We start from the raw sequence: 24,494 nt of genomic DNA on the forward strand, positions 1-24,494 counted from the left end.
CCTCTGCCCGAAATACATCGATGCCGAAATCTGGCCCCATCGGAATTGGCGCCCTGGCCCTCACATGCTGCGCTGCCGCAATGCTTGACTGGCGCCGAACCCAAAGGAAAGGGAAACCCCGATGGACGGTCAGTTCAACGATATCAGCGCCACGGTCGAAGCCGACCGCGCCCATGTCTGGCACCACCTGTTCCAGCACGCAGCCCTGGACCACCGCGATCCGCGCATTCTTGTCGAGGGCAAGGGCATGACGGTCTGGGACCAGAATGGTCGCGACTATCTCGATGCGGTCTCGGGCGGCGTGTGGACGGTCAATGTCGGCTATGGCCGCGAGAGCATCGCCAATGCCGTGCGCGATCAGCTTCTGAAGATGAACTACTTCGCGGGCTCGGCGGGCACGATCCCGGCGGCGCAATTCGCCGCCCGTCTGGTCGAGAAGACGCCGGGCCTGAGCCGCGTCTTCTTCGCGAACTCGGGCTCCGAGGCGAATGAGAAGGCCTTCAAGATGGTGCGCCAGATCGCCCATAAGCATCATGGCGGCAAGAAGTGGAAGATCCTCTACCGCGAGCGCGACTACCATGGCACCTCGCTGGGCGCGATGGCGGCCTGCGGTCAGGAACAGCGCCGCGACCAGTATGGCCCCTTCCCCGACGGGTTCGTCGCCGTGCCGCATTGCCTCGAATATCGCGCGCAATGGGATGACGAAGATTACGGCCTGCGCGCCGCGAACGCGATCGAAGAGGTCATCCTGCGCGAAGGCCCCGACACCGTGGGCGCGATCTGCCTCGAGCCGATCACCGCAGGCGGCGGCGTCATCACCCCGCCCGCGGGCTATTGGGAGCGCGTGCAGGAAATCTGCACCAAATACGACATCCTGATCCATATGGACGAGGTCGTCTGCGGCATGGGCCGCACCGGCGAGTGGTTCGGCTACCAGCATTACGGCATCAAGCCCGATTTCGTGACCACCGCGAAGGGTCTGGCTTCGGGCTATGCCGCGATTTCGTGCCTGATCACCACCGAGGAGGTGTTCGAGAAATTCCGCTCCGATCCCGACGATCCGATGAGCTATTTCCGCGATATCTCCACCTTCGGCGGCTGCACAGCAGGCCCGGCGGCGGCGCTGGAGAACATGCGCATCATCGAGGACGAGAACCTGCTCGCGAACACCAACGCGATGGGCGACCTGCTGATGGACCGCCTGATGGAGCTGAAGGACAAGCACGCCGTCGTGGGCGATGTGCGCGGCAAGGGCCTGTTCTGCGGGCTGGAACTGGTCGCGGATCGCGCCACGAAAGAGCCGCTCGACGAGAAGCTCGTCGAAGGTGTGGTCGGTGCCTGCGACGCGGAAGGCGTGATCATCGGCAAGACCTCGCGCTCGTTCAAAGGCTTCAACAACACGCTGTGTCTGAGCCCCGCGCTGATTGTCGGCCCGTCCGAGATCACCCGGATCACCGAGACGATCGACCGCGCGCTGGCCAAGCTCAGCGCCTGACACGGATCAACACTGGCCCGGGCGGGCAACCGCCCCGGCCCCTCCCCGAAAGAGGCCGCAAACGGCCCGCTCAACCAACAGACGAGGATAGACATGTTCAAGAAAACCGCCCGTTACGCGACGCTCGCGCTGATCGGCCTGCTGCCGATGGCCACGGCGGCCTCGGCCGAAACGCTGATCATCGGCAATTTCGGGACGCCGATCCCGATGATGACCAAGGTGAAGACCGAGGACTATGCAAAGGCGATGGGCTACGATGTCGAGTGGCGCAAATTCGCCTCGGGCACCGACGTGATCGCCGCGATGGCCTCGGGCGACGTTAAGCTCGCAGCGCTCGGCTCCTCGCCCTTCGCCATCGCGGCCAGCCAAGGCGTTCCGATCAAGCTGTTCATGATCGGCGACGTGATCGGTCAGGCCGAGAGCCTGATCGCGCATGACGGCTCGGGGATTTCGTCGCTGGCCGACCTCAAGGGCAAGCGCGTGGCCGTGCCGGTCGGCTCGACCGCGCATTTCTCGCTCACCGGCGCGCTCAAGCATGAGGGCATCTCGGAAAGCGACCTGACCATCCTGTCGATGTCGCCCGATCAGATCGCCGCCGCGTGGGAGCAGAACGCCATCGACGCCGCATGGATCTGGGACCCGGTGCAGTCGCAGCTGCTGAAATCGGGCACCCGCATTATGGGCGCGGACGAGACCGCGAAATGGGGCTACCCGACCTTTGACGGCTGGGTCGTCAACAGCCAGTGGGCCGAGGAAAACCCGGAAGCCGTCGCAGGCTTCGTGAAGGTCACTGCAGCTGCCGACGCAGCCTATATCGACAACAAGGACGCCTGGACCGCCGACAGCGACGAGGTGAAAGAGATCGCCACGAATACCGGTGCGGACGCAGCACAGGTTCCGGGCATTCTCGGTGGCTACACCTTCCTCAAGCCCGCCGATCAGGTCGGCTCCGACTGGCTGGGTGGTGCGATGGCGCCTGCGATCAAATCGACCGCCGAATTCCTGAAGGAAGCGGGCCGGATCGACTCGGTGGCCGATGACTACTCGCAGTTCATCACGCTCAAGCCGCTGCAAGACGCAATGGGCGAATAAAGACACGCCCCAGCGCCCGGCCAGAGATCTGGCCGGGCGTTTCCCATTCCCCAGCTCCGCCCCGGAAAGGAAGCCCAGATGCTTGAAATCCGCCGCGCCTCCGTACTCTACCCCGCCCGTGACAAATCCGAGCCGGTCGAAGCCCTTCGCAATGTCGAGCTGACCATCGAGCCGGGCGAATTCGTGGTCGCCCTCGGCGCCTCGGGTTGCGGGAAATCGACCCTCCTGAACCTGATCGCGGGGTTCCTCGCGCCGAGTTCGGGCCAGATCAAACTCGACGGCGCCCCCGTGACCGGCCCCGGCCAGGACCGCGCCGTGGTGTTCCAGAAACACGCGCTGATGCCGTGGATGAACGTGCTCGACAACCTCGCCTTCGGGCTGAAGCTGCAGGGCGTCGCCAAGGCCGAACGCTACAAGGTCGCCCGCGAATTCCTGACCGTGCTGGGCCTCGAGGGGTTCGAGGACAGCCCCGTCTACATGCTCTCGGGCGGGATGCAGCAACGCGTGGGCATCGGCCGGGCGCTCACTGCCGATCCGCGCATCCTGCTGATGGACGAACCGCTCGGCGCGCTCGATGCGCTGACCCGCGAACGCGCGCAGGAACTGATCCTGAAAATCTGGGAAGCGCAGGGCAAATCGGTCTTCCTGATCACCCACTCGGTCGAGGAAGCGCTCTTCATGGGCTCCAAGCTGATCGTGATGTCGCCTCGTCCGGGCCGGATCACGCATCGCTTCGACCTGCCCTTCTCGCGCCGTTTCCTCGCAGGCGAAAGCGCCCGCGACGTGAAGGCATCCCCCGAATTCATCGCGATGCGCGAGACCATTCTCGGCATCATCTTCGCAGACGAGGAGAAGGCCGCATGACCATGGATATCCAAGATGACAGCCGCCCCGCCCCGATGATCAAACGCATTTTCCGCCAAGCCCCCACCAAACCCGGCCAGACCTATGGCGTGCCGGGCGAAGGCAACACGATCAAGATCTCGGTCGTGGCCGTTCTGATGGTGCTGGGCCTGTGGCAGATCGTGACCGCCTCCGGCCTGATCGCGCCGCTGTTCCTGCCCTCACCCGTGGCGGTCGTGCAGAAGCTCTTCGGACTGATCTCGACCGGCTTCACCGGCGTGCCGCTCTGGGAGCATATCCTCGTCTCCGCAGGCCGTGTCTTCGCCGCCTTCGCGCTGGCCTGCATCATCGGAATTCCGCTGGGTCTGGCGATGGGGATGAGCCCGGTGATGCGCGGGCTGTTCGATCCCTTCCTCGAGTTCTACCGTCCGATCCCGCCGCTGGCCTATCTGCCGCTGATGATCATCTGGTTCGGCATCGGCGAGACGTCGAAAGTGTTGCTGATCTTCCTGTCGGTGCTGGCCCCGATGGCGCTTGGGGCGCGTGCAGGCGTCCGCTCGGTCGCGATCGAGCAGATCCATGCCGCCTATTCGCTGGGGGCGAGCCGCGCGCAGGTGCTGCGCGAAGTGGTGCTGCCCTCGGCGCTGCCGGAAATCCTGACCGCGATGCGGATCGGCGTGGGCTTCGGTTGGACGACGCTGGTCGCCGCCGAGATGGTCGCGGCGACGATGGGGCTGGGCTACATGGTCCTCTCGGCCAGCCAGTTCCTGCAAACCTCGACCGTGCTGGTGGGTATCTTCCTTATCGGCGGCATCGCGTGGTGTTTCGATCTGGCGATGCGCTGGGTGGAGAAGAAGGTCGTGCCGTGGAAGGGCCGGATGTAAGCCCGCAACGCGAGAGGCCGGGCATGATCCGCCCGGCCTTTGTCCAAGGCGGCGGTCACGTGCTGAAAGGTGCGCGCCGCCGTTGTCATTTATGCATTTCGGAAGATCACTTCGGCAGCAGCTGATAGAGCGCACCCTCGCCCGCATCCTCGATGATCCAGACCTCGCCCTTGGGCCCCACGGCCACGTCGCGCACCCGCATCTGCAAATCCCAGCGCGCGATCTGATCCGAGCCGTCGCCCGCGATCAGCGCGAGCCCGTTGCCCGCAAGCCCGCCGATCAGCATATCGCCCTGCCAGTCGGGAAAGTCGCGCCCCTCATAGACCGCGAGCCCCGCCGGCGCGATCACCGGCGTCCACCAAAGCTTCGGCGCAGCGAAGTCGGGCCGCGTGTCGTGATCGGGGATCGGCTGACCGGAATAGTGCCGCCCGTTCGAGACCGCGTTCCAGCCGTAATTCTTGCCCTTCTCGATCAGGTTCAGCTCGTCGCCGCCGCGCGGCCCCATCTCATGCTCCCAGAGCTTGCCGTCGGGCGTGAAGGCGAGGCCGTATTGGTTGCGGTGCCCCTCGGTCCAGGTCTCGGCGCGCACCCCACCCGCCCCTTCATGGGGATTGCCGGGCGCGGGCTGGCCGTCGCGGGTCAGGCGCAGGATCTTGCCGCGCGGATTGTCGGGGTCCTGCGCGGTGTCGGGCTGCATCCGGTCGCCCACGGTGAGGTAGAGCATCCCGTCGGGGCCGAACGCCACGATCCCACCGGGCTGGCCACGCCCGCCCGGCGTCTGCTGCCATATCGTCTTCAGCTGCGTGAGCTTGCTGCCGTCCAGCACGCCCCGCGCCAGATGCAGCGCGTTATCCGGCGCGACATAAGTGATATAGACCTCGCGCGTGTCCGAGAAATCGGGCGGGACAGCGACGTCGAGCAGCCCGTTCTGACCGCTATATTGCACCTCCGGCAGCCCGCTGATCGCCTGCGCGCCGCCGCCCGTGACATGCCACATCTTGCCCGCCTTGCCGGTCACCAGAACCGAACTGTCGGGCAAGGGCGCGATGGCCCAGGGGTTTTCCAGCTGCGCGATCGGCTTGAGCACGAAAGGCAGATCGCGGCTCGCGGGTTTCTCGCCCACGTTCTGCGCGGCGGCAGGGGTGACGAGTGGCGCGAGGCCGAGGCTCGAGAGAACGGGGATCGTCAGGGCGAGCGCCAGAGCAGCGCGCAGACTTGGAAACGGGTTCATGAAGCACCTCCTCCCCTAGAGATGGGGCGGGGGCGCGCGAGTGGAAGGGGTCTAAGGGGCGCTGCCCCTCTGCCTGCGGCATTCACCCCGGGATATTTCAAAAGAGCGAAGACATGTAAAAAGGCGTCTTCGCTCTTGCGCAAATATCCCGGGGGACGCGCGTTAGCGCGGGGGGCAGAGCCCCCAATTCCTTAAGATAAGATTTGTCGCCCTCCGGAGACGGGGGCAGAGCCCCCTACCGTCACTTGAAGTTGCGGCTGTCCTTCAGCTGATCCCAGGCCCAGACGACCTCTTGCAGCATCTCTTCCTGAGAGCGGTCGCCGCCGTTCATATCCGGGTGCAGCACCTTGATCAGCGCCTTGTAGCACTTGCGGACCTCGGCCTTGGTCATCGAGTCCTTCGCCTCGAGAATATCGAGCGCGCGACGTTCGGTCGGCGGCAGCTTGCGGCCCATCGTCCGGCCGGGGTTCTTCGTGGCGTTGTCGCCGAGGATCTCATGCGGGTCCGAGATCCCGTGACGCGCCCAGCCGGCCTCTTCCTTGGCCTTGCTGAAGGGCTTGGTCGGCCGCTCCCAGACGGTCGCATTGTCGAGGAAGGCCTGGAATTCCTCCTCGGACTGACCCTGGAAATAGTTCCAGTTCAGATTGTACTCGCGGACGTGGTCCTTGCAGAACCAGTAGTAGTCATCGAGGATTTTCGGGCTTTTCGGCGCGCGGTACTTGCCCGGCTCGTTGCAGCCTTCCTTGTCGCAGATCCGGGTCGAGGTCTCGAACGCCCCCGACATGCCGCGCCTGCCACGCGAGCGGCGCTTCTTGTCCGCCGCGGCCGAAATGTTGAAGCCGAAAGGATCGCTGTTGCTCATGCTTGCCTCTTGCCTGCTGCCCGAATGCCACTTCGGGGCGGCGTTTGAGGCCTGCCTCCGAGTCGGGTCACGCAGTCTACTGGAAATGACAGATGTTGAAAGGGGGTCGGGCGGAAATGGGGCCGCTAATTGCGCGGATCAAGGGGCGGACCGGGTCGCCCCGACGGCAACGCAACCGGCACGCCGAGATGCGGCGCGCGGCATGTCTTGCAGCTGGAAGCTCAGGACGGACGGCACCCACTTTCGGAACGCCGCCGTGGCAACGCCCCTGCCCCGCGTCAGTCTTCGTCTTTGGCAGCCCCGTCGCGGTTGGCGCGCAGTTTCGGCGCGCGGCCCTCGGGCGCATCGGCGAGAAGCGCGCGGCGCTTGGCCTCGGGCGCATCCTCGTCATTGGCCGCATCCTCGGGATCGGGATGCGCACCGACCGCACGCGCCGGATCGGCGCTGGTGGGACGGCGGAAGACGAGCAGGTTGTGATAAACCGTCGATTTGCCGGTGAGGCCGGTACGCTCTTCCGCGGGCAGGGTCTCTGCGCGCAGGTATTCCCAGCCGCGCGTGGCCATCTCGTTCATCACGCCCGAGAGCGCATGGGCGAAGCGGTCCGCGCCGGATTTCAGGCCGCGCTCCTTGTCGCCGCGCGCAGGCGCCGGGATGACCTTGTATTCGTAATGCTGCATGATGCACCTCAAGCTTTCGCGTCTTTCTAGCGAAAGGCGGGAAAGGGTCAACTCAAAGGACCGCACGGCGGCGGGAACGGGCCGATCCAACGTTGACACGAGACACCTTTCATCCCTAGGGTCCCGAATTATTTTTTTCCTTAAAAGCATAGAGATGCAGCCTCGTTTTTTCTTTCGCCGCCTTGGCGCTTTCCTGATCGACATGATCTTAGTGATGCTTCTTCTACTTGTGATCAGCATCCCGCTACGTTGGACGGGGCTGTGGAGCGCCCCCTTTGGCGTCAAGATTTCCAGCTGTCAAACCCTTCCCGATCCGGCTCCTCCGCAACTTACAGAGGCCTATGCTAAAGCCGGGCGCGAACTGCCGACGATCCCCGCCCCTGTCCGCGCGGCCCTCGACGGGCACGATATCGCCGGGTTCAGCCTGTGTCGCATCAGTTCATTCGGTCTGAATGCAATGAATTCGATAACCCTGGTCTATGACGTGACGCGCAAGGGCAACATGACGCAAAGAAAACGGCTCACGGTTGCGCTTGACGACAGTGCCACGCGGATCGTGACAGTCTGGCCGGTCTCGCCGCTGATCCTCGCGCTCTATATCGGTTTGCTGGGCTACAGGCATCAGCGCGGCAAGCGCAGCCCGGGCGAGGCGGCGCTGGGATTGCGGCTGCATGGTCCGGGGCGGCGGTTCTATCTGCGAGAGGCGCTCAAACTCGCGCCCTTCGTGATCGGAGCCGTGGTGGAGTTGCTGCTCCTGCCCCTGCAAACAGCCAATCTCGCGGGAACGGTTGCAGTCATGGACCGCGTTGCCGCAGCCATAGCCGGGTCTTTCGCCCCGTTCCTCATCATTCCGCTGGCGCTCATCCTCGCGATGGGCTGGTGGTATGACTGGTTCTGGCTGCGCTGGCGCGGGCGCGCACGCTATGACCGGATTTGCGATATGGAGATGCGCCGGGCCTGATCGTTGTCACTGGGACAATCGCACCTCTTGCACGCCTGCGCGCGATGGTTCACAAATCGACCCAACCACGAAAGGACGTCCGCGATGCTCGACCAGACCGCCAAGCCCACTGAAGAAATCGACCTGCGCGAGGTGTTCGGCCTCGATTCCGACATGAAGGTCAAAGGGTTTGCAGAGCGCACCGACCGCGTGCCGGAGATCGACTCCACCTACAAATTCGACCCCGACACCACGATGGCGATCCTCGCGGGCTTTGCCTACAATCGCCGCGTGATGATCCAGGGCTATCACGGCACCGGCAAATCGACCCATATCGAGCAAGTCGCCGCCCGCCTGAACTGGCCCTGTGTGCGCGTCAATCTCGACAGCCACGTCAGCCGGATCGACCTGATCGGCAAGGATGCGATCAAGCTGGTCGATGGCAAGCAGGTCACCGTGTTCCACGAGGGCATCCTGCCCTGGGCGCTGCGCAACCCGACCGCCATCGTTTTCGACGAATACGATGCGGGCCGCGCCGACGTGATGTTCGTGATCCAGCGTGTGCTGGAGGCCGACGGCAAACTGACGCTGCTCGACCAGAACGAAGTCATCACGCCGAACCCCTATTTCCGCCTGTTCGCGACCTCGAACACGGTGGGTCTGGGCGACACGACGGGCCTCTACCACGGCACCCAGCAGATCAACCAAGGTCAGATGGACCGCTGGTCGCTGGTCTCGACGCTGAACTATCTCAGCCATGACGCCGAGGTCGCGATCGTTCTGTCGAAGAACCCGCAATACAATACCGAGGCCGGGCGCAAGACGATCAGCCAGATGGTGACCGTTGCCGATCTCAGCCGGACCGCCTTCATGAATGGCGATCTTTCGACGGTGATGTCGCCGCGCACGGTGATCGCCTGGGCGCAAAACGCGCGCATCTTCGGCAATATCGGCTATGCGTTCCGCCTGAGCTTCCTCAACAAATGCGACGAGCTGGAGCGCCAGACCGTGGCCGAGTTCTACCAGCGCCTCTTCGACGAGGAACTGCCGGAATCGGCGGCGGCTATCGCCTCGTGATCCCGCGCCTCGCGATCCGGGGCGTGCTCCTCGCGGCGTTGCTGCCCTTCGCGGCGGCAGCTCAGGAGGCGCCCAAGGATGGCGAGATTTTCGCGGCCCTCACCGGCGACTGGAACGGCGACGGCACGCAGGATGCGGCGATGCTGGTGCAGAACGGCGCGGATGCGGCCGATCTGGTGATCTATCTTGGTGACCCGACCTTCGGGCTGAAACGCGAGATGACGATCGAACGGGTGGTCTTTTCGGGCCAGATGGGCGGGCAGACGCCCTCGCTCGAGCCGCTTTCCGACAGCGCGTTCAAGCTGCATTCCGAACAGATCGGGATCGGGCGCACCCCTTGGGAAAGCGCCTATTCCATCGCGTGGCGCAATGGCGGCTTCGTCGTCTCGGGCTACAGCTACCGCTATTACGACCGGATCGATCCCGAGGATACCGGCACCTGCGACGTGAACCTGCTCAATGGCGATTACATCATGACGCGGCGCGGCCAGACCGCGAAGGGCTCGCAGGATCGCCGGGCCTTCCCGCTGAGCACGTTGCACGCGGACTGGATGCCGATGATCTGCACAGGGCTGTTTCAGTAATCGCAGCCCCCTCGAGGCGCGCATAAAAACGCCCGGCGCGGGGGCCGGGCAAACTCGTTACTCTACTACTACGTGTGGCAGATCCGTTTAGATCACGCGGCCTGACGATTTTCTGTCTCGCCCTTGGCCAGCTTCGCCGCCTGACCCCAGAACGCCATATCGTCGAGCAGCGTCTTCGCCGGACCGTCCAGATGGTCGCCCAGTTCCGCGATCGGCGTGCCTTGCGCGGCCTTCACGAAATCCGCACCGCCGATGCTGACTGCGCCTGCGACGGGGACCATGCCGAAGTTGATCGCGACGAGCCGCAGATGCTCGACCGCGCGGGCAGCGCCCACGCCACCATAGCCCACGGTGCCCAGCGGCTTGCGACGCCAGCCCTCAAACGCATAGTCGAAGGCGTTCTTGATCGTGGCCGGGATCGAGTGGTTGTACTCCGCCGTCACCACGATGAACCCGTCGAATTCCTTGAGCTTCTCACCCCAGGCCTGCGCCTTCTCGCTGGTCACGGGCTTCGCTGCAGGCGGAGCCACCTCGTCGAAGAAGGGCAGCGCGGCTTCGCGCAGATCCAGAACCTCGTAGCGCATGTCGTCGCGCGCATCGATCTTGGTCTCGAACCATTCGAGTGCGCGGTCAGCGAAGCGCCCTTCGCGCGTCGTGCCGACGATCAGGCCGATGTTCAAAGTCTCGCTCATGTCGAACTCCTTTCGGGTATGTCGCACGGGGCCTTCGATTGGGGAAGTCAGGCCACAGGGGGAGGCGTGCGTCTCGTGTTCAACTCTACGTAAGCCCTGTTTGAGCCCATCCAACCCGCCCGCTATGTGCACAGGTGAACGGATGCCGCGCGCCAGCAGCGGGAACTTTCCCAGCCCCCCGCCCGCGCAAACCAGGCCGATCTGCCGCGCGCGTCTCGCGCGATCGGCTCTTGCGGGCGGACGCGCGCGATGCTTTATCTGAGGCTATGAGCAAGCCTTCCGACAACCCCGCGGATCCCTTCAAAAAGGCGCTGGCCGAGGCCACCAAGACGATGGCCGACGCGCCCGATATGACGGTGAGCTATTCGGTCGACCCTTCGGGTATGACCGCCGACACGATGCGCCTGCCGCAGGTTTCGCGCCGGATGACGCGCGACGAGGTTCTGCTGGCGCGCGGCACGGCCGATGCGATGGCGATGCGCCGCCGCCACCACGATGCCGCGATCGACAGCCGCTATGCGCCCTCGGGCGATCTTGCGAGCGCGATCTACGAGGCGATGGAGACCGCGCGCTGCGAAGCCTTGGGCGCGCGCGACATGCCGGGCACGCTGTCGAATATCGACGCCAAGATCGCCCATGAGGCCGAGCGCAAGGGCTATGCCCAGATCCGCGCCCCCGAAGAAGCGCCGCTCTCGGTCGCCGCGGGCTATTTCGTGCGCGAACTGGCGACGGGCCGGAAACTGCCGCCCGGCGCGGATAACGTGCTCGACCTGTGGCGCCCCTTCATCGAGCAATCGGCGGGCGACGATCTGGAGAACGTCAACCACGTCCTCGCCGATCAGGCCGCCTTCGCGCGCCTCACCCGCAAGGTGATCGCCGATCTCGGCTATGCCGATCAACTGGGCGACGATCCCGACGAGGATATGGGCGACGAGGCCGAGGACGAGCAGGAAGAAAACGCCGACGAGGAACAGGGCGAAAATCAGGCCCGCGACGAGCAGGAGGACGACGAGGCCGAGGCTACGCCGGAATCCAGCCAGGAAGCGCAGGACGACCAGACCCAGACCTCCGTCAGCTCCGACGATCTCGCCGATCAGGAAATGAGCGACGAGATGGACATGCCGCAGGCCGATGCGCCGCTGGAGCCGCCGCCGCCCCCGCCGCATTCGCAGGCGGATCCTAATTACGCCGTCTACACGACCGAATTCGACGAGGAGATCGCCGCCGAGGACTTGGCCGAACCGGCCGAGCTGGAGCGTCTGCGCCTCTATCTCGATCAGCAGCTCGATCCGCTGAAAGGCGCGGTCTCACGGCTCGCCAACAAACTGCAACGCCGCCTGCAGGCGCAGCAGAACCGGTCTTGGGAATTCGACCGCGAGGAAGGAATGCTCGATGCGGGCCGCCTCGCCCGCGTTGTCGCGAACCCCACGACGCCGCTCAGCTTCAAGGTCGAGAAGGATACCGAGTTCCGCGACACCGTGGTGACGCTGCTCCTGGACAATTCCGGCTCGATGCGGGGCCGCCCGATCTCGATCGCGGCGATCTGCGCCGACGTGCTCGCCCGCACGCTGGAGCGCTGCGACGTGAAGGTCGAGATCCTCGGCTTCACCACCCGCGCCTGGAAAGGCGGGCAATCGCGCGAGAAATGGCTCGCCGATGGCCGCCCGCAAAGCCCCGGTCGCCTCAACGATCTGCGCCACATCATCTACAAGCGGGCCGACGCTCCGATGCGCCGGACGCGGGCCAATCTGGGCCTGATGATGAAGGAAGGTCTGCTGAAGGAGAACATCGACGGCGAGGCGCTGGAATGGGCGCATCGCCGGATGCTCGCCCGCTCGGAGCAGCGCAAGATCCTGATGGTGATCTCTGACGGCGCGCCGGTGGACGACTCGACGCTGTCGGTGAACCCGGCGATCTATCTGGAAAAACACCTGCGCGACGTGATCGCGATGGTGGAACGGCGCCGCGCGGTGGAGCTGATCGCCATCGGCATCGGCCATGACGTGACGCGCTATTACCAGCACGCGGTGACGATCACCGATGTGGAGCAACTGGCGGGCGCCATGACCGAACAGCTCGCCTCCCTCTTCGACAGCGATCCGCGGGCCCGCGCCCGCTTCCTCGGGATCAAGAAGGCTATCTGATGTTTCAGGATTTCTCGGTGCAATCGCGCCCCGAACTGGGCCCGCCCCGGCTGGCGGCGCTGCGCGAAGCCATGTCCGCAGCCGGGCTCGACGGCTTCATCATTCCCCGCGCCGATGCGCATCAGGGCGAGTATGTCGCGCCCTGCGATGCGCGTCTGGGCTGGCTGACCGGCTTCACCGGATCGGCAGGCTTCTGCATCGCCCTGCCCGAGATCGCGGGCGTCTTCGTCGATGGCCGCTACCGGGTGCAAGTGCGCGCCGAGGTCTCGCTCGACCACTTCACCCCGGTGAACTGGCCCGAGGTGAAACCGGCCGACTGGCTCAAGGATCACGCACACGCAGGCGCCAAGATCGGCTTCGATCCGTGGCTGCATACCAAATCCGAGATCGCGAAAATCCGCGAGGGGCTGGAAGGCACCGGCATCGCGCTGATCGAGAGCGAGAACCTCGTGGACCGCGTCTGGAACGACCGCCCTGCCCCGCCCGCCGAACCGGCCCGCATTCACCCGCCGGAATTCGCAGGCGAGACCGCCGCAGAGAAACGCGCCCGTCTGGCCGAGGGCTTGCGCGACGACGATATCGCGGCCGCCGTCCTCACCCTGCCGGATTCGATCTGCTGGCTGCTGAACATTCGCGGCTCCGACATTCCCCGCAACCCGGTGGTGCAATCCTTCGCGGTGCTCTTCGACGATGGCGCGGTGAAGCTCTTTGCCGATGACGCGAAATTCGACGCCGAGTTGCGCGCCCATCTGGGCGACGGGGTTTCGATCCTGCCGCCCGACAGCCTGACCGCCGCGCTGGAGGCGATCGAAGGCCCGGTGCTGGTCGACCCCGACAGCGCGCCGCTCGCCGTCTCGCTGCTGCTGGCCGATCACGACACCAAGATCCATGAGGCGCGCGATCCCTGCATCCTGCCGAAAGCGCGCAAGAACGCCGCCGAAGTTGCGGGCATGGAGGCGGCGCATCTGCGCGACGCCACGGCGATGGTCGAGTTCCTCAGCTGGCTCGACACGGAATCCCCGAAAGGTAAGCTGACCGAGATCGAAGTCGTCACCGCGCTCGAAGGCTTCCGCCGCGACACCAACGCGCTGATCGACATCTCCTTCGAGACGATCTGCGGCGCGGGTGGCAATGGCGCGATCGTCCATTACCGCGTGAACGAGGACACCAATCGCCCCGTGAAACCGGGTGAATTGCTGCTGGTGGATTCGGGCGGCCAATATGTCGACGGCACCACCGACATCACCCGCACCGTGGCCGTTGGCGACGTGCCACAAGACGCCAAACGCCCCTTCACCCGCGTACTGCAAGGCATGATCGCGCTATCGCGCACGCGCTTCCCGCGCAGCGTGGCAGGCGCCCATCTCGATGCGCTCGCCCGTGCGCCGCTTTGGGCCGAGGGCTGGGATTACGATCACGGCACCGGCCATGGCGTCGGCGCTGCGCTCTGCGTGCACGAAGGCCCCGCGCGGATTTCTCGGGTGTCGACCCTGTCGCTCGAACCCGGAATGATCCTGTCGAACGAGCCGGGCTATTACCGCGAGGGCGCATTCGGCATCCGGATCGAGAACCTGATCCTCACCGAAGAGGCCGAGGCTAAGGGCGACAATCGCGACCAACTGTCCTTCTCGACGCTGACCTGGGTGCCGATCGACCGCCGCCTGATCGATGTCGAGCTGCTTGGTCCCGAAGAGCGCGACTGGCTCGACGCCTATCACGCCGAGGTGCTGGAGCGGATCGCGCCGAAGGTCAGCGAGCGCGCCAAGGCCTGGCTGCAAACCGCCTGCGCGCCGATCTGAGACTGCGCGCGCCGAAAGCCGTCGGATGCCTCCGGCGGGGATATTTAGGGCAATTGGAAGGGAAGCCTGCGCTCTGCTTCCAACTGCTCCAAATATCCCCCGCGGAGCGTCCAGCAGGACCCGCAAGCGCCATCGCTTACAGGTCGAGCACGGCCTTCGCCGCCCGCGCGATGACGATTTCCTCATTGGTCGGGATCACGAGCACCCGAACCGCGCCCGACCCGATCTCGCGCGCATTCTCGGCATTGGCGCCGACGTCGATCGCGACCCCGAGGAAGCCCAGACCGTCGCAGGCCTGCGCACGCACGCGGGCCGAGTTCTCTCCGATCCCGCCGGTAAAGACGATCCCGTCCAAGCCGCCCATCGCCGCCGCCATCGCGCCGATCTGACGTTTGATGCGGAAGCAGAAATAGTCGATCGCCTCTTTCGCCTTGGGGTCGCTTGATCCCTCCAGCGTGCGCATATCGTTGGAGATGCCGGACATGCCCAGAAGCCCGGATTCCTTGTAGAGCAGCGTCGAGATCTCGGACGCGCTCATCCCCTCCTGATCCATCATGTAGAGCAGGATGCCGGGGTCGAGCTCGCCCGGACGCGTGCCCATCGGCAGCCCTTCGAGCGCGGAGAACCCCATCGTCGAGGTGACCGACTGGCCGTTCTCGATCGCGCACATCGACGCGCCCGAGCCCAAGTGCGCCACGATCATCCGCCCCTTGTGCAAGTCGGGCTCGGTGCGGGTCAGCTCGCCATTGATGAAATCATAGCTCAGCCCGTGAAAGCCGTAGCGGCGCACGCCTTTCTCGTAATAGCGGCGCGGCAGCGCAAAGGTGTCGCTGACGAAGGGATGGCCGCGATGAAAGGCGGTGTCGTAGCAGGCGACCTGCGGCGTGCCGGGGAAGGTATCGACCGCCGCACGCACGCCTGCGAGGTTATGCGGCTGGTGCAGCGGCGCGAAGGGGGCGAGCTTGGCCAGCTCCTTCATCAGCGGTTCGGACAGGGGCTCGGGGGCCGCATGGTCGATCCCGCCATGCACAATCCGGTGGCCGACCGCGATCACTTCCAGCCCCGGAAAGGCCGCCTGAAACGCCGCGAGCGCGGTGTGCAGCGCCGCCGCATTGGTCGCGAAATCGTCCGGGGCGGAGGCGGGCAGCGGTAGCGGCGCGCCATCGGGGCCGCTGAGTTTCATCGCCGCCTCGCGCCGTCCGATCCGGTCGACATGGCCGAGCGCGAGCGTGTCGATATCTTCCGAAAACAGCCCCAGTTTCAGCGAGGACGAGCCGGAGTTCAGTGTCAGGATCGCGCGGGTGCTCATGCGCGATCCCCGCAGGTCCGGTGGTAGTGGATCGAGGCCACGGCGGCGGAGGCCAGCCGCGCCATACCGCTATCGGAGCGCGAGTTCAGGATCACCGGCACTTTCGCGCCCAGCATCAGCCCCGCCCCTTCCGCATGGGAGATATAGGCGAGCTGCTTGGCCAGCATATTTGCGGAGTCGATCCCGGGTGCTACCAGCACCTCGGCCCGGCCCGCCACGGCCGAGCGGATGCCCTTGGTACGCGCGGCGGCCAGATCGACGGCATTGTCCATCGCGAGCGGCCCATCGACCTCGCCCCCGGTGATCTGCCCGCGCTCGGCCATTTTCGACAGAAGCGCCGCATCCAGCGAGGACGGGATCGCGGGCGTCACGGTCTCGACCGCAGACAGCACGCCCACTTTCGGCACCTCGATCCCGATCGAGATCGCCACGTCGATCGCGTTTTGCACGATATGCACCTTGGTCTCGAGATCGGGCGCGATGTTGATCGCGGCATCGGTGACGATCAGAGGATGCACGACGCCGGGCACATCCATCACGAAGACATGGGTGAAGCGTTTGCCGACCCGCAGCCCCGTCGCCTTGTCGAGCATCGGCTTCAGCAGCGCATCGGTGTGCAGGTGGCCCTTCATCACTGCGCCGGCGCGCCCCTCATTGACCAGCTGCACCGCCATGCGGGCGGCATCGCGGGCAGTCTCGGCGGGCAGGATCTCGAACTTGGTCACGTCGCGGCCCAGCTCCTTCGCGACGGACATGATCTTTTCGGGATGGCCGATCAGCAGCGGCTCGATCAGGTGATGTTCGGCAGCGAGGAGCGCACCGTCGAGCGACACTGGCTCTTCGGGGCAGACGACCGCGGTGACCAGATCGGGCAGCGGCTCGGCCTTCTCCAGCAGCTTCTCGAAATGGCGGTGACGTTGCGAGATCAGGCCCGGCACTTCGAGCGCATCGAATTTCAGATGTTTCTGCGGGGCATGAACCTCGGCTTCGCCCTCGACGATCAACGCGTCGTCGCCCACGCGGCGCACTTCCGTCTTCATCCGCAAGAGATCGCCGGGCAGCTTTTCGAGCACCTCGACGCGGGCGCAGAGCTCCTGCCCGGCGGCCGCGAGATCGTGGAAGCGCAGGCTTTGCGAGCGATAGAGCGTCCCCGGCCCCGGCAGCAGATTGCCCAGCACGGCGGTGATCAGCGAGGCCACGAACATCCCCGGCGCGTAGGCCTCCTTCTGGCCGTCGCCATCGCCGTCCTCCGCCTCAAGATGAACCGGGTTGTGATTGCCCGAAGCCGCCGCGAAGACGTAGAAATCATCGGCCGTGCACAGCCGCTTCAACTCCGCCGATTGACCGACCTCGATCTCGTCCCATTTCCGGCTCTCGAACATCATGGCGCGCTCCTTCTTCATTGCCTGCCGCGCAAGTCTGCCGGACCTGCGCGCTGCTAGCTAGGCAGAGATTCGCGACAAATCCTTGATCCGAGACAAAAACCGCCGACAAACCGCAGGAACCCTTTCACTCGCGCGCGGCTGAGCCTAAAGCTTGGGCAGCAAAAATGGGAGGCGTGCATGGCATTGGCAGAGGCGCTGGCGGAACTCGAAACTTTGCTGGGCGACCGGCTCGACGCCTCGAAAGGCGCGCGCGACCAGCATGGCCGCAACGAGACATGGTTCGCTTTCGCACCGCCCGATGCGGTGGCCTATCCGATCAGCGCCGAAGAGGTCAGCGCGATCGTGAAAATCTGCGCCGCCCATGACGTGCCGATCACGCCCTATGGCACGGGCACCTCGCTGGAGGGCCATGCCGTGCCGGTGCGCGGCGGGATCAGCCTCGATCTGATGAAGATGGACCGCGTGGTCGCCGTTCTGGCCGAGGACATGCAGGTGCGCGTCCAGCCCGGCGTGACCCGCGAGGCGCTCAACGAAGACCTGCGCGCGACGGGGCTGTTCTTCCCGGTCGATCCGGGCGCGAATGCTTCGCTTGGCGGGATGGCGGCGACCCGGGCGAGCGGGACGACGACGGTGGGCTATGGCTCGATGCGCGACAATGTGGCGGCGCTGGAAGTGGTGCTGGCCGACGGTCGCATCATCCGCACCGGCAGCCGCGCGAAGAAATCCTCGGCAGGCTACGATCTGACCGCGCTGATGGTGGGCTCGGAAGGCACGCTCGGGATCATCACCGAGCTGACGCTGCGCCTGCATGGCCAGCCCGAGGCGATCTCGTCTGCGGTCTGTGCCTTCGACACGCTGGAAGCGGCGGTCGAGACGGTGCAGATGACGATCCAGATGGGCATCCCGACGGCGCGGATCGAATTCGTCGACGACCTGACCGCGCAGATTTTCAACGAGGCGAACGGCACGCATTTCCCCGCCAAGCCGCATCTGATGATCGAGTTTCACGGCTCGGAAACCGGCGTGGCCGAGGCCTCGGAACGCTTCGGCGAAGTGGTGGCAGAGATGGGCGGGGCCGATTTCCAATGGGCCACCACCACCGAGGATCGCAACCGCCTGTGGAAGATGCGCCACGGCGCCTACCCCGCCACGATCGCGCATCGCCCCGGCTGCATGGGGCTGGTGACCGATATCTGCGTCCCGATCTCGCGACTGGCCGAGGCCGTGGCCGCGACCAAGCATGACATCCTCGAAGCCGGGCTGATCGGCCCCGTGGTGGGCCATGTCGGCGACGGGAATTTCCACTCGGTCCTGCTGCTCGATCCCGAGGATAAGGACGAGTTCAAACGCGCCAAGCAAGTGGCCGCGAAGATGGCCGAACGTGCGCTGGAGATGCAGGGCACCGTCACCGGCGAGCACGGTATCGGCATGGGCAAGATGGGCTATATGCGCGGCGAGCATGGCGCCGGCTGGGACGTGATGGGCCAGATCAAGCGCGCGCTCGACCCGCAGAACATTCTCAATCCCGGCAAACTGGTGGAGCAGGACGAATGAGCTTCGAAACCCCGGACGCGCTGCCGCGCGCCTTTGCGAAAGCCTGGGGCGCGCGCGATGCGCAGGCGCTTGCGGGCTTCTTCGCGGAAGATGCCGATTTCATCTCGCTCACCGGCGGGATCGCCTCGGGCCGCACCCAGATCGCGGAACTGTTCGCAGGCGAACTCGCCGGCGCCTTCTCGCGCGCGCGGCTGGTGACCGGCAAGGCCAAATCGCGCGCCGTCGGCGCCGAGGCCGCAGTCGTCCTCCAACGCTTCGTCCTGACCGGGATCATCACCGAAAACGGCGCGGATGCGGGGCGGATCGGCTGCACGCTGGCCGCAACGCTTGGGCTGACGCCAGCGGGCTGGGAAATCGTCGCCGCGCAATTCGTGGTGGAGGCGGGGTAAGACGCCGTATGGCGGCTCCCAGCCGCTTAACCTATGGTTGCGACATGGGAGAAATAAGACCAAGAATCGTCTTCGTTTGCAGCGACCGGCACCTCTCGCTGGGCAGCACCTTCATGCGCGCCCATCAGCTGATTGAACTGATTTCGCCCGAGCTTGGCGACGAGATCGATCTCTCCATTTCCCTCGCGCCACGCAAGTCGAAGCTTTGGGGCAAGATCGCGCGCCGTCTCTGGGCCGCACGCCAACCCGAAGACGCGATCTTCTTCGTCACGAAAAGCGCCCTGCCCGTGCTGCGCCCCGAGGTCGCCGCGATCTTGAAAAAACGCGGCGGGACAATTTGCGCCGACTATGTCGATGGCGATCTCGACCGGCTTTTGTCGCCCGCCGCCGATCTGCACATCGCAAGCGCGTACCAATCCGAGCGTCAGCTGGTCGACCTTATCGCTGAGCGGAACGCCGGCGGTCCCCGCTTTTCGTCCAAAGTCCACACAATCCTGCACGGCCCCGATATTCGCCTCGCCAATCAGGCTGTACGCGCGCAGCAGGACACATTCCGCATGGTCTATTTCGGCGACCCGCTGAACTGCCAAATGAGCGAGGCACTGCGAGACAAGATCGACGTGCTCAACGCGGCCCATGCCGAAGATTTCGAGGCCACATTCGAGGCGCTCGGAGACTACAGCGCGCATTACTGCGTCCGCCCCGACGCGCAAGGCAGCCGCGTGACGAAACCATTCACCAAGGGGATGATCGCCGCCGCCTGCGGAGCCGTTCCGCTGGTGAACCGCTCGGTGCCCGATGCCGAAGCGCTGCTTGGCGCGGACTATCCCTATTTCACCGAAGACGACAGCGACACGGCGGTAGAAGCGGCATTCCAGAAGATGGCCGCCGAGTTCGGCCGGCCAAACTGGACACAGGCCCTGAGCGCGACACAGGGGATGGCTGCGCGTGTTTCCGCCCCCGCCATTGCTGAAAGATTCAGAGAACTCGTGAAAATCGCGCGCGGGAGCGTGTTTTCACTTTGAGCCGAGTGGTGCTTTGGATAAGGGGAATGACATCATGACCCCCAGTTCATCCTCTTCAGATCGGCCAAGGGTTGTCGTCTATACGGCCATAATCGACGATTACGACCTACCCCTGCCTCCGCGCCAGTCCGATCCGGACGTCGACTATATTCTACTGTCCAACACCCCCATGCCCAAGGCGCGTGGCTGGACCGTCCGGCCGCTTCCCGAACCGGCCCGTGACCTGCCCTCGGGCGATGCGAACCGGTGGTGCAAAATGTTCGCGCATGAGATTTTCCCTGAATACGGCTATTCGGTCTATCTCGACGGGAACATTCGGATCGTCAGCGACCTCAAGGCCTTGCGCGATGAATTCATCGCCTCGCATGCCGCGATCGGGCTGTTCAAACACCCGACGCGGTCCACCATTGACGAGGAATGCACCGAACTGTGCGCCTCCCCCCGCTTCTCGCCCGAGGAAAAGGCTGCGATGCTTGCGCAGCTAAACCGGTATCGCGGGGATATGCCGACCGGGTGCGGCGTGCCGCTCTCCGAAAACAGCATCATCTTCCGCAACCATCGAGCCACCAATCTCGCGCCGGCGATGCAACTCTGGTGGGAGGAATATCGTCACAACTCGAAGCGCGATCAGCTGGCCTTGCCGTGGGTGCTGCAAAAGGTCGATCTATCGGTCCACCGGTGGGATTGGTCCTTCCGTCACCCGAACCCGCATTTCATCCGGATGCCGCATTTCAGCGGCCGCTCCGGCGGGGCGTTTTCGGTCGCGCGTTACTATCTCTCGATGCATCGCAAGACACTGCGCAACCGGCTGAAAGCCCGGTAGGCGGACCACCACGAAACACGCGCGACCGACGCTTAACCCTTCAGCAAATCCAGTGCCGCCGCCTTCGCGGCTTCGGTGACTTCGGCGCCTGCGATCATGCGGGCGATTTCGTCGGTGCGCTCGGCTGTGGCCAGTGCGCGGACTTCGGAGGTGGTCATGTCGTTGTTGACCGATTTCGCGACCCGGAAATGGGTCGCGCCGCGGGCGGCGACCTGCGGGGAATGGGTGACGACGAGGACCTGCGCGCCCTCAGCGAGCTTCGCGAGACGACGGCCCACGGCATCGGCGGTGGCTCCGCCCACGCCGCGGTCGATCTCGTCGAAGATCAGGGTCAGCGTATCGGCACCGCGCGCGAGCACGACTTTGAGCGCAAGCAGGAAGCGTGACAGCTCGCCGCCCGACGCGATCTTGTTGAGCGGCCCTGCCGGTGCGCCGGGGTTGGTGGCGACGGTGAAGCGCACGGTATCGGTGCCCTCGGCACCGGGCTCGCCCTCCGACAGCCGCGTCTCGAACACGGCGCGATCCATCTTCAGCGGCGCCAATTCGCCCGCCATCGCGGCATCGAGCTGCCCTGCAGCCTCGGTACGCGCCTTCGACAATGCGGCGGCGGCTTTGTCATAGGTCGCGCCTGCTTTCGCGAGCTCAGCTTCCAGCGCGCCGATCCCTTCCTCGCCTGCATCCAAGGCAGCCAGCTTCTCGCGCAGGCCTTCGGCGAAATCGGCCAGTTCATCGGCGAGCACACCGTGTTTGCGCGCAAGACCTCGGATCGCGAACAGACGTTCCTCGCAGGCCTCCAAGGCATGGGGATCGAAATCGAGCGCATCCAGCGCGGTCTCCACGCCCTGCGCCGCCTCACCCAGCTCGAGGAAGGCGCGTTCCAAGGCCTCCAGCGGCGCGTCGAGACGCCCCTCGGCCCGGTCCGCAGCGCCCTGCAGCCAGCGATCGGCGTCGCGCATCATCCCCTCCGCCCCTTCCGGGCCGAGGGCGGCAAAGGCGCGCGCCACATCCTCGCGGATTTTCGCGGCGCCCTGCATCAGGCGGCGCTGGCTGTCGAGCTCGGCTTCCTCGCCGGGTTTCGGATCGAGCGTGTCGAATTCCTTCACCGCATAGCGCAGGAATTCTTCCTCCTCCTTCACCGCAGCGAGAGAACTCCGCGCCGCCTCCAGCTTGCGCGCAGCCGCCGCCCGCGCTTTCCACGCCGCGCGGGTGGCCTCCAGCAGATCGGAATGGCCCGCGAAGGCATCGAGCAGCGCCCGGTGGCCGCGTTCGTTGAGCAGGCCGCCATCGTCGGATTGGCCGTGCAGCTCCACCAGCGAGGCGGAGACCTGCCGCAGCACGTCACCGGACGCCCGGCGATCGTTGATCCACGCGGTCTTGCGGCCGTCGCGCGCATTTACCCGGCGCAGGATCAATTCGTCCGAGACGGGGATGCCCGCTTCGGCCAGCACTTCGCGTGCGGGGTGATCGGTGGGCAACTCGAACACAGCCGTCACCTCGCCCTGATCGGCGCCCTGACGCACGAGTTCGGCCCGGCCGCGCCAGCCCAGCACGAAGCCCAGACAATCAAGCAGAATCGATTTGCCCGCCCCGGTCTCACCGGTCAGCACATTGAGGCCGGGGCCGAAGTCCAGCTCCAGCCTCTCGATAATCAGAATGTCGCGGATATCCAGCGAATGTAGCATTTCAGACCATGAGGGCCCCGATCAGAGCCACTTGCCCTGAACCACCTGACGATACACGCTGGACAGCCATCCGTTGCCCTTCGCCTCGGGCTTCAACCCACGCTTTTGCAGCAGGTTGAAAGCGTCCTGATAGAAGGGCGAGGACTGGAAGTTGTGGCCGAGGATCGCGCCTGCGGTCTGGGCCTGATCGGTGATGCCGAGTGCCAGATAAGCCTCCACCAGACGTTCCAGCGCCTCGGGCGTGTGGCTCGTCGTTTGGAATTGCTCCACCACCACGCGGAAGCGGTTGATCGCCGCGGTGTAGTTGCCGCGCTTGAGGTAGTAACGCCCGATCTCCATCTCCTTGCCCGCGAGGTGGTCGAAGGCGAGGTCGAATTTCAGGATCGCCGACTGGGCATATTCCGAATCCGGGTATTTCTCGATCACGTCGCGCAGCGCCTGCAGCGCCTGGAAGGTCAGGCCCTGATCGCGGCCGACCTCGTCGATCTGATCGTAATAGCTGAGCGCCAGAAGATATTGCGCATAGGCCGCATCTTCGTCGCCGGGATAGGTGTCGAGGAATCGCTGCGCCGAAGCGCGGGCTTCTTCGTAATTCTTCGCCTTATGCTGGGCATAGGCTTCCATGATCAACGCGCGCTTGGCCCATTGCGAATAGGGGTAAAGCCGCTCGACCTCGGAGAAATACTTCAGCGCGGTATTGGGGCGGCGCGGATTGCCGACCTCCAGCTCGTATTCGCCACGCTCGTAGATTTGCTTGGCCGTGAAGTTTTCGAGGTTCGGTGCTTTGTTCGGGTCAGTACCGCAGGCGGAAAGCGCCATTACAAGACCAAGAGCCCCGAGTTTCGCTGCCGCCAGTTTGCCGCGCGCCATGCCCTGCCCCATCCCTCTTTCGTTGCCGGAGAAAGGCCCCGGACCCGTCAATCACTACCCCGTTTCGGAGGCCGTTCGGCATGTCCTAGCATAGAAAAATCCGGGGCGCAAAATGCCTTTGCGGGTTTTGACGCCCCTTTTCCCGATGCCCGCGAACCCGTGACCGGGCCGCGATGCATTCAGGCCGATGCCAGTGCCGCTGCCGAGCATACACCAGCGCCGGGCAAGCTGTAAGCCTGCGCGGGCGAACAGGTTTCCCAGCACCACGCATCGGGGCGCTCGAACAACGCCCGCAGAAGCTGGTTGGTCATCGCGTGACCCGCGCGGTTGCCACGATAGCGACCGAGGATCGGCGCGCCCGCAAGCGCGAGATCGCCAAGCGCATCGAGCATCTTGTGGCGCACGGGTTCATCCGCGTGACGCAGACCGCCGGGGCTGAGCACCTTGTCGCCATCGACGACCACGGCATTCTCGAAAGTGCCGCCGAGGCTGAGCCCTTTCTCGCGCATCGCGTCGACATCGGCGAGACGGCAGAAGGTGCGGCTGTCCATCAACTCGCGCACGAAGGCGCCATTGGCCATCTTGAGGCGCTTGCTCTGACGACCGATCGCGGCGTCGGTGAAGTCGATCGCAAAATCGATCTCGAGGCCCGCGGCAGGTTCGATGCGCGCCACGGCCTGACCGTTGCGCACTTCGACCGGCTTGAGAATGCGGATCGCGCGCAGTTCAGCGGCAAGCTCACGCAAACCAGCCGCGCGGAACGCCGCGACGAACTGGGCCGAAGACCCGTCGAGGATCGGCACTTCCGGCCCGTCCAGCGAGATCAGCGCATTGTGGATGCCCGAGCCCACGAGAGCCGCCATCAGGTGCTCGATCGTGGAGACCTGAACGCCGTCCTCGTTTTCGATCAGCGTGCAGAGCGTCGCGCTCGGCACGTTGCTCCACAAAGCGGGCACACGCGGGTTCACGCCGGACACATCGGTGCGACGGAACACGATCCCATGGCCCGCAGGCGCCGGATGCACATGCATCTCGACCGGGGCGCCCGAATGGAGCCCAACGCCGGAAAAGGCCACGGATTTGGCAAGCGTCGTCTGCACGATAACCTCACAACTTTTTTCTCTGGCGATCCACGAA

Annotated in this window: 22 protein-coding genes; 13 read left to right on the top strand and 9 right to left on the bottom strand. The window is 65.1% G+C overall.

Translation table 11 applies throughout. The features are described from left to right. Positions 1 to 121: 121 nt before the first annotated feature. From BMI91_RS18465 to BMI91_RS18480, 4 genes are all read left to right on the top strand, one after another. A complete protein-coding gene (locus BMI91_RS18465) occupies positions 122 to 1,495 on the top strand; it encodes an aminotransferase family protein (RefSeq protein ID WP_078606192.1) in 1,374 nt (457 codons plus the stop codon). A gap of 93 nt (positions 1,496 to 1,588) precedes the next feature. Next, complete coding sequence (gene tauA / locus BMI91_RS18470; RefSeq protein ID WP_078606193.1) at positions 1,589 to 2,587, top strand: taurine ABC transporter substrate-binding protein; 999 nt, start codon at positions 1,589 to 1,591, stop codon at positions 2,585 to 2,587. Positions 2,588 to 2,665: 78 nt separating this feature from the next. Beyond that, a complete protein-coding gene (locus BMI91_RS18475; RefSeq protein ID WP_078571688.1) occupies positions 2,666 to 3,451 on the top strand; it encodes a taurine ABC transporter ATP-binding protein in 786 nt (261 codons plus the stop codon). Beyond that, the gene (locus BMI91_RS18480) at positions 3,448 to 4,314 is read left to right on the top strand and encodes an ABC transporter permease subunit (RefSeq protein ID WP_244176685.1); all 867 of its coding nucleotides are present in this window, start codon (positions 3,448 to 3,450) and stop codon (positions 4,312 to 4,314) included. Before BMI91_RS18475 ends, BMI91_RS18480 begins: the two co-directional genes overlap by 4 nt. A gap of 106 nt (positions 4,315 to 4,420) precedes the next feature. Here the strand turns inward: BMI91_RS18480 and BMI91_RS18485 are convergent, their stop codons facing one another. The 3 genes from BMI91_RS18485 to BMI91_RS18495 all read right to left on the bottom strand — a co-directional run bounded on the left by BMI91_RS18485 (position 4,421) and on the right by BMI91_RS18495 (position 7,084). Then, a complete protein-coding gene (locus BMI91_RS18485) occupies positions 4,421 to 5,545 on the bottom strand; it encodes a PQQ-dependent sugar dehydrogenase (protein ID WP_078606194.1) in 1,125 nt (374 codons plus the stop codon). A 241-nt stretch (positions 5,546 to 5,786) separates the two neighbouring features. Beyond that, the gene (locus tag BMI91_RS18490; protein ID WP_078522979.1) at positions 5,787 to 6,407 is read right to left on the bottom strand and encodes a DnaJ domain-containing protein; all 621 of its coding nucleotides are present in this window, start codon (positions 6,405 to 6,407) and stop codon (positions 5,787 to 5,789) included. A 278-nt stretch (positions 6,408 to 6,685) separates the two neighbouring features. Further along, the gene (locus BMI91_RS18495; protein ID WP_078571686.1) at positions 6,686 to 7,084 is read right to left on the bottom strand and encodes a DUF4177 domain-containing protein; all 399 of its coding nucleotides are present in this window, start codon (positions 7,082 to 7,084) and stop codon (positions 6,686 to 6,688) included. 457 nt (positions 7,085 to 7,541) lie between these two features. Between BMI91_RS18495 and BMI91_RS19915 the strand changes: the two genes are divergently transcribed. The 3 genes from BMI91_RS19915 to BMI91_RS18510 all read left to right on the top strand — a co-directional run bounded on the left by BMI91_RS19915 (position 7,542) and on the right by BMI91_RS18510 (position 9,685). Then, positions 7,542 to 8,045, top strand: coding sequence for a hypothetical protein (locus BMI91_RS19915; RefSeq protein ID WP_146684158.1), 504 nt, complete (start codon positions 7,542 to 7,544; stop codon positions 8,043 to 8,045). 84 nt (positions 8,046 to 8,129) lie between these two features. Beyond that, on the top strand, positions 8,130 to 9,101 hold the full coding sequence (cobS, locus tag BMI91_RS18505; RefSeq protein ID WP_078542657.1) for a cobaltochelatase subunit CobS: 972 nt from the start codon (positions 8,130 to 8,132) through the stop codon (positions 9,099 to 9,101). Beyond that, positions 9,098 to 9,685 (top strand): hypothetical protein, encoded by a 588-nt coding sequence (locus BMI91_RS18510; protein WP_078606196.1) that lies wholly within the window; start codon positions 9,098 to 9,100, stop codon positions 9,683 to 9,685. The genes cobS and BMI91_RS18510 overlap by 4 nt, the downstream gene beginning before the upstream one ends. Positions 9,686 to 9,777: 92 nt before the next feature. On the opposite strand, the gene BMI91_RS18515 is transcribed toward BMI91_RS18510, so the two are convergent. Continuing rightward, entirely contained in the window at positions 9,778 to 10,377 is a 600-nt protein-coding gene (locus BMI91_RS18515) for an NADPH-dependent FMN reductase (RefSeq protein ID WP_078522983.1), read from the bottom strand. Between the two features lie 266 nt (positions 10,378 to 10,643). On the opposite strand from BMI91_RS18515, the gene cobT reads away from it, so the two are divergent. Together cobT and BMI91_RS18525 are read left to right on the top strand one after the other, a co-directional pair. After that, complete coding sequence (gene cobT / locus BMI91_RS18520; RefSeq protein WP_078606197.1) at positions 10,644 to 12,521, top strand: cobaltochelatase subunit CobT; 1,878 nt, start codon at positions 10,644 to 10,646, stop codon at positions 12,519 to 12,521. Then, positions 12,521 to 14,320 (top strand): aminopeptidase P family protein, encoded by a 1,800-nt coding sequence (locus tag BMI91_RS18525; RefSeq protein ID WP_078606198.1) that lies wholly within the window; start codon positions 12,521 to 12,523, stop codon positions 14,318 to 14,320. Before cobT ends, BMI91_RS18525 begins: the two co-directional genes overlap by 1 nt. A gap of 136 nt (positions 14,321 to 14,456) precedes the next feature. Here BMI91_RS18525 and BMI91_RS18530 read toward each other — a convergent pair whose 3' ends face one another. Both BMI91_RS18530 and BMI91_RS18535 read right to left on the bottom strand, forming a co-directional pair. Next, entirely contained in the window at positions 14,457 to 15,629 is a 1,173-nt protein-coding gene (locus BMI91_RS18530) for an acetate/propionate family kinase (protein ID WP_078606199.1), read from the bottom strand. Next, a complete protein-coding gene (locus BMI91_RS18535) occupies positions 15,626 to 17,014 on the bottom strand; it encodes a bifunctional enoyl-CoA hydratase/phosphate acetyltransferase (protein WP_078606308.1) in 1,389 nt (462 codons plus the stop codon). Before BMI91_RS18535 ends, BMI91_RS18530 begins: the two co-directional genes overlap by 4 nt. Positions 17,015 to 17,191: 177 nt before the next feature. On the opposite strand from BMI91_RS18535, the gene BMI91_RS18540 reads away from it, so the two are divergent. Genes BMI91_RS18540 through BMI91_RS18555 form a run of 4 tightly spaced genes read left to right on the top strand, consistent with a single transcriptional unit; the run spans position 17,192 to position 20,805 of the window. Continuing rightward, positions 17,192 to 18,568, top strand: a complete 1,377-nt coding sequence (locus tag BMI91_RS18540) for an FAD-binding oxidoreductase (RefSeq protein WP_078606200.1) — start codon at positions 17,192 to 17,194, stop codon at positions 18,566 to 18,568. Then, the gene (locus BMI91_RS18545) at positions 18,565 to 18,957 is read left to right on the top strand and encodes an SgcJ/EcaC family oxidoreductase (protein WP_078542649.1); all 393 of its coding nucleotides are present in this window, start codon (positions 18,565 to 18,567) and stop codon (positions 18,955 to 18,957) included. The genes BMI91_RS18540 and BMI91_RS18545 overlap by 4 nt, the downstream gene beginning before the upstream one ends. Positions 18,958 to 18,965: 8 nt before the next feature. After that, positions 18,966 to 19,982, top strand: a complete 1,017-nt coding sequence (locus tag BMI91_RS18550) for a hypothetical protein (protein WP_146684160.1) — start codon at positions 18,966 to 18,968, stop codon at positions 19,980 to 19,982. Positions 19,983 to 20,016: 34 nt separating this feature from the next. Then, positions 20,017 to 20,805, top strand: coding sequence for a glycosyltransferase domain-containing protein (locus tag BMI91_RS18555; protein ID WP_078606202.1), 789 nt, complete (start codon positions 20,017 to 20,019; stop codon positions 20,803 to 20,805). Between the two features lie 32 nt (positions 20,806 to 20,837). Here BMI91_RS18555 and recN read toward each other — a convergent pair whose 3' ends face one another. From recN to lpxC, 3 genes are all read right to left on the bottom strand, one after another. Further along, entirely contained in the window at positions 20,838 to 22,487 is a 1,650-nt protein-coding gene (gene recN / locus BMI91_RS18560; protein ID WP_078606203.1) for a DNA repair protein RecN, read from the bottom strand. Between the two features lie 21 nt (positions 22,488 to 22,508). Further along, entirely contained in the window at positions 22,509 to 23,357 is an 849-nt protein-coding gene (locus BMI91_RS18565) for an outer membrane protein assembly factor BamD (RefSeq protein ID WP_078523038.1), read from the bottom strand. Positions 23,358 to 23,536: 179 nt separating this feature from the next. After that, positions 23,537 to 24,457: a UDP-3-O-acyl-N-acetylglucosamine deacetylase gene (gene lpxC / locus BMI91_RS18570; protein ID WP_078522993.1), complete on the bottom strand. Its 921-nt coding sequence runs from the start codon at positions 24,455 to 24,457 to the stop codon at positions 23,537 to 23,539. Between the last annotated feature and the right edge of the window lie 37 nt (positions 24,458 to 24,494).

The organism is Thioclava sediminum, assembly GCF_002020355.1.
GTDB lineage: Bacteria > Pseudomonadota > Alphaproteobacteria > Rhodobacterales > Rhodobacteraceae > Thioclava > Thioclava sediminum.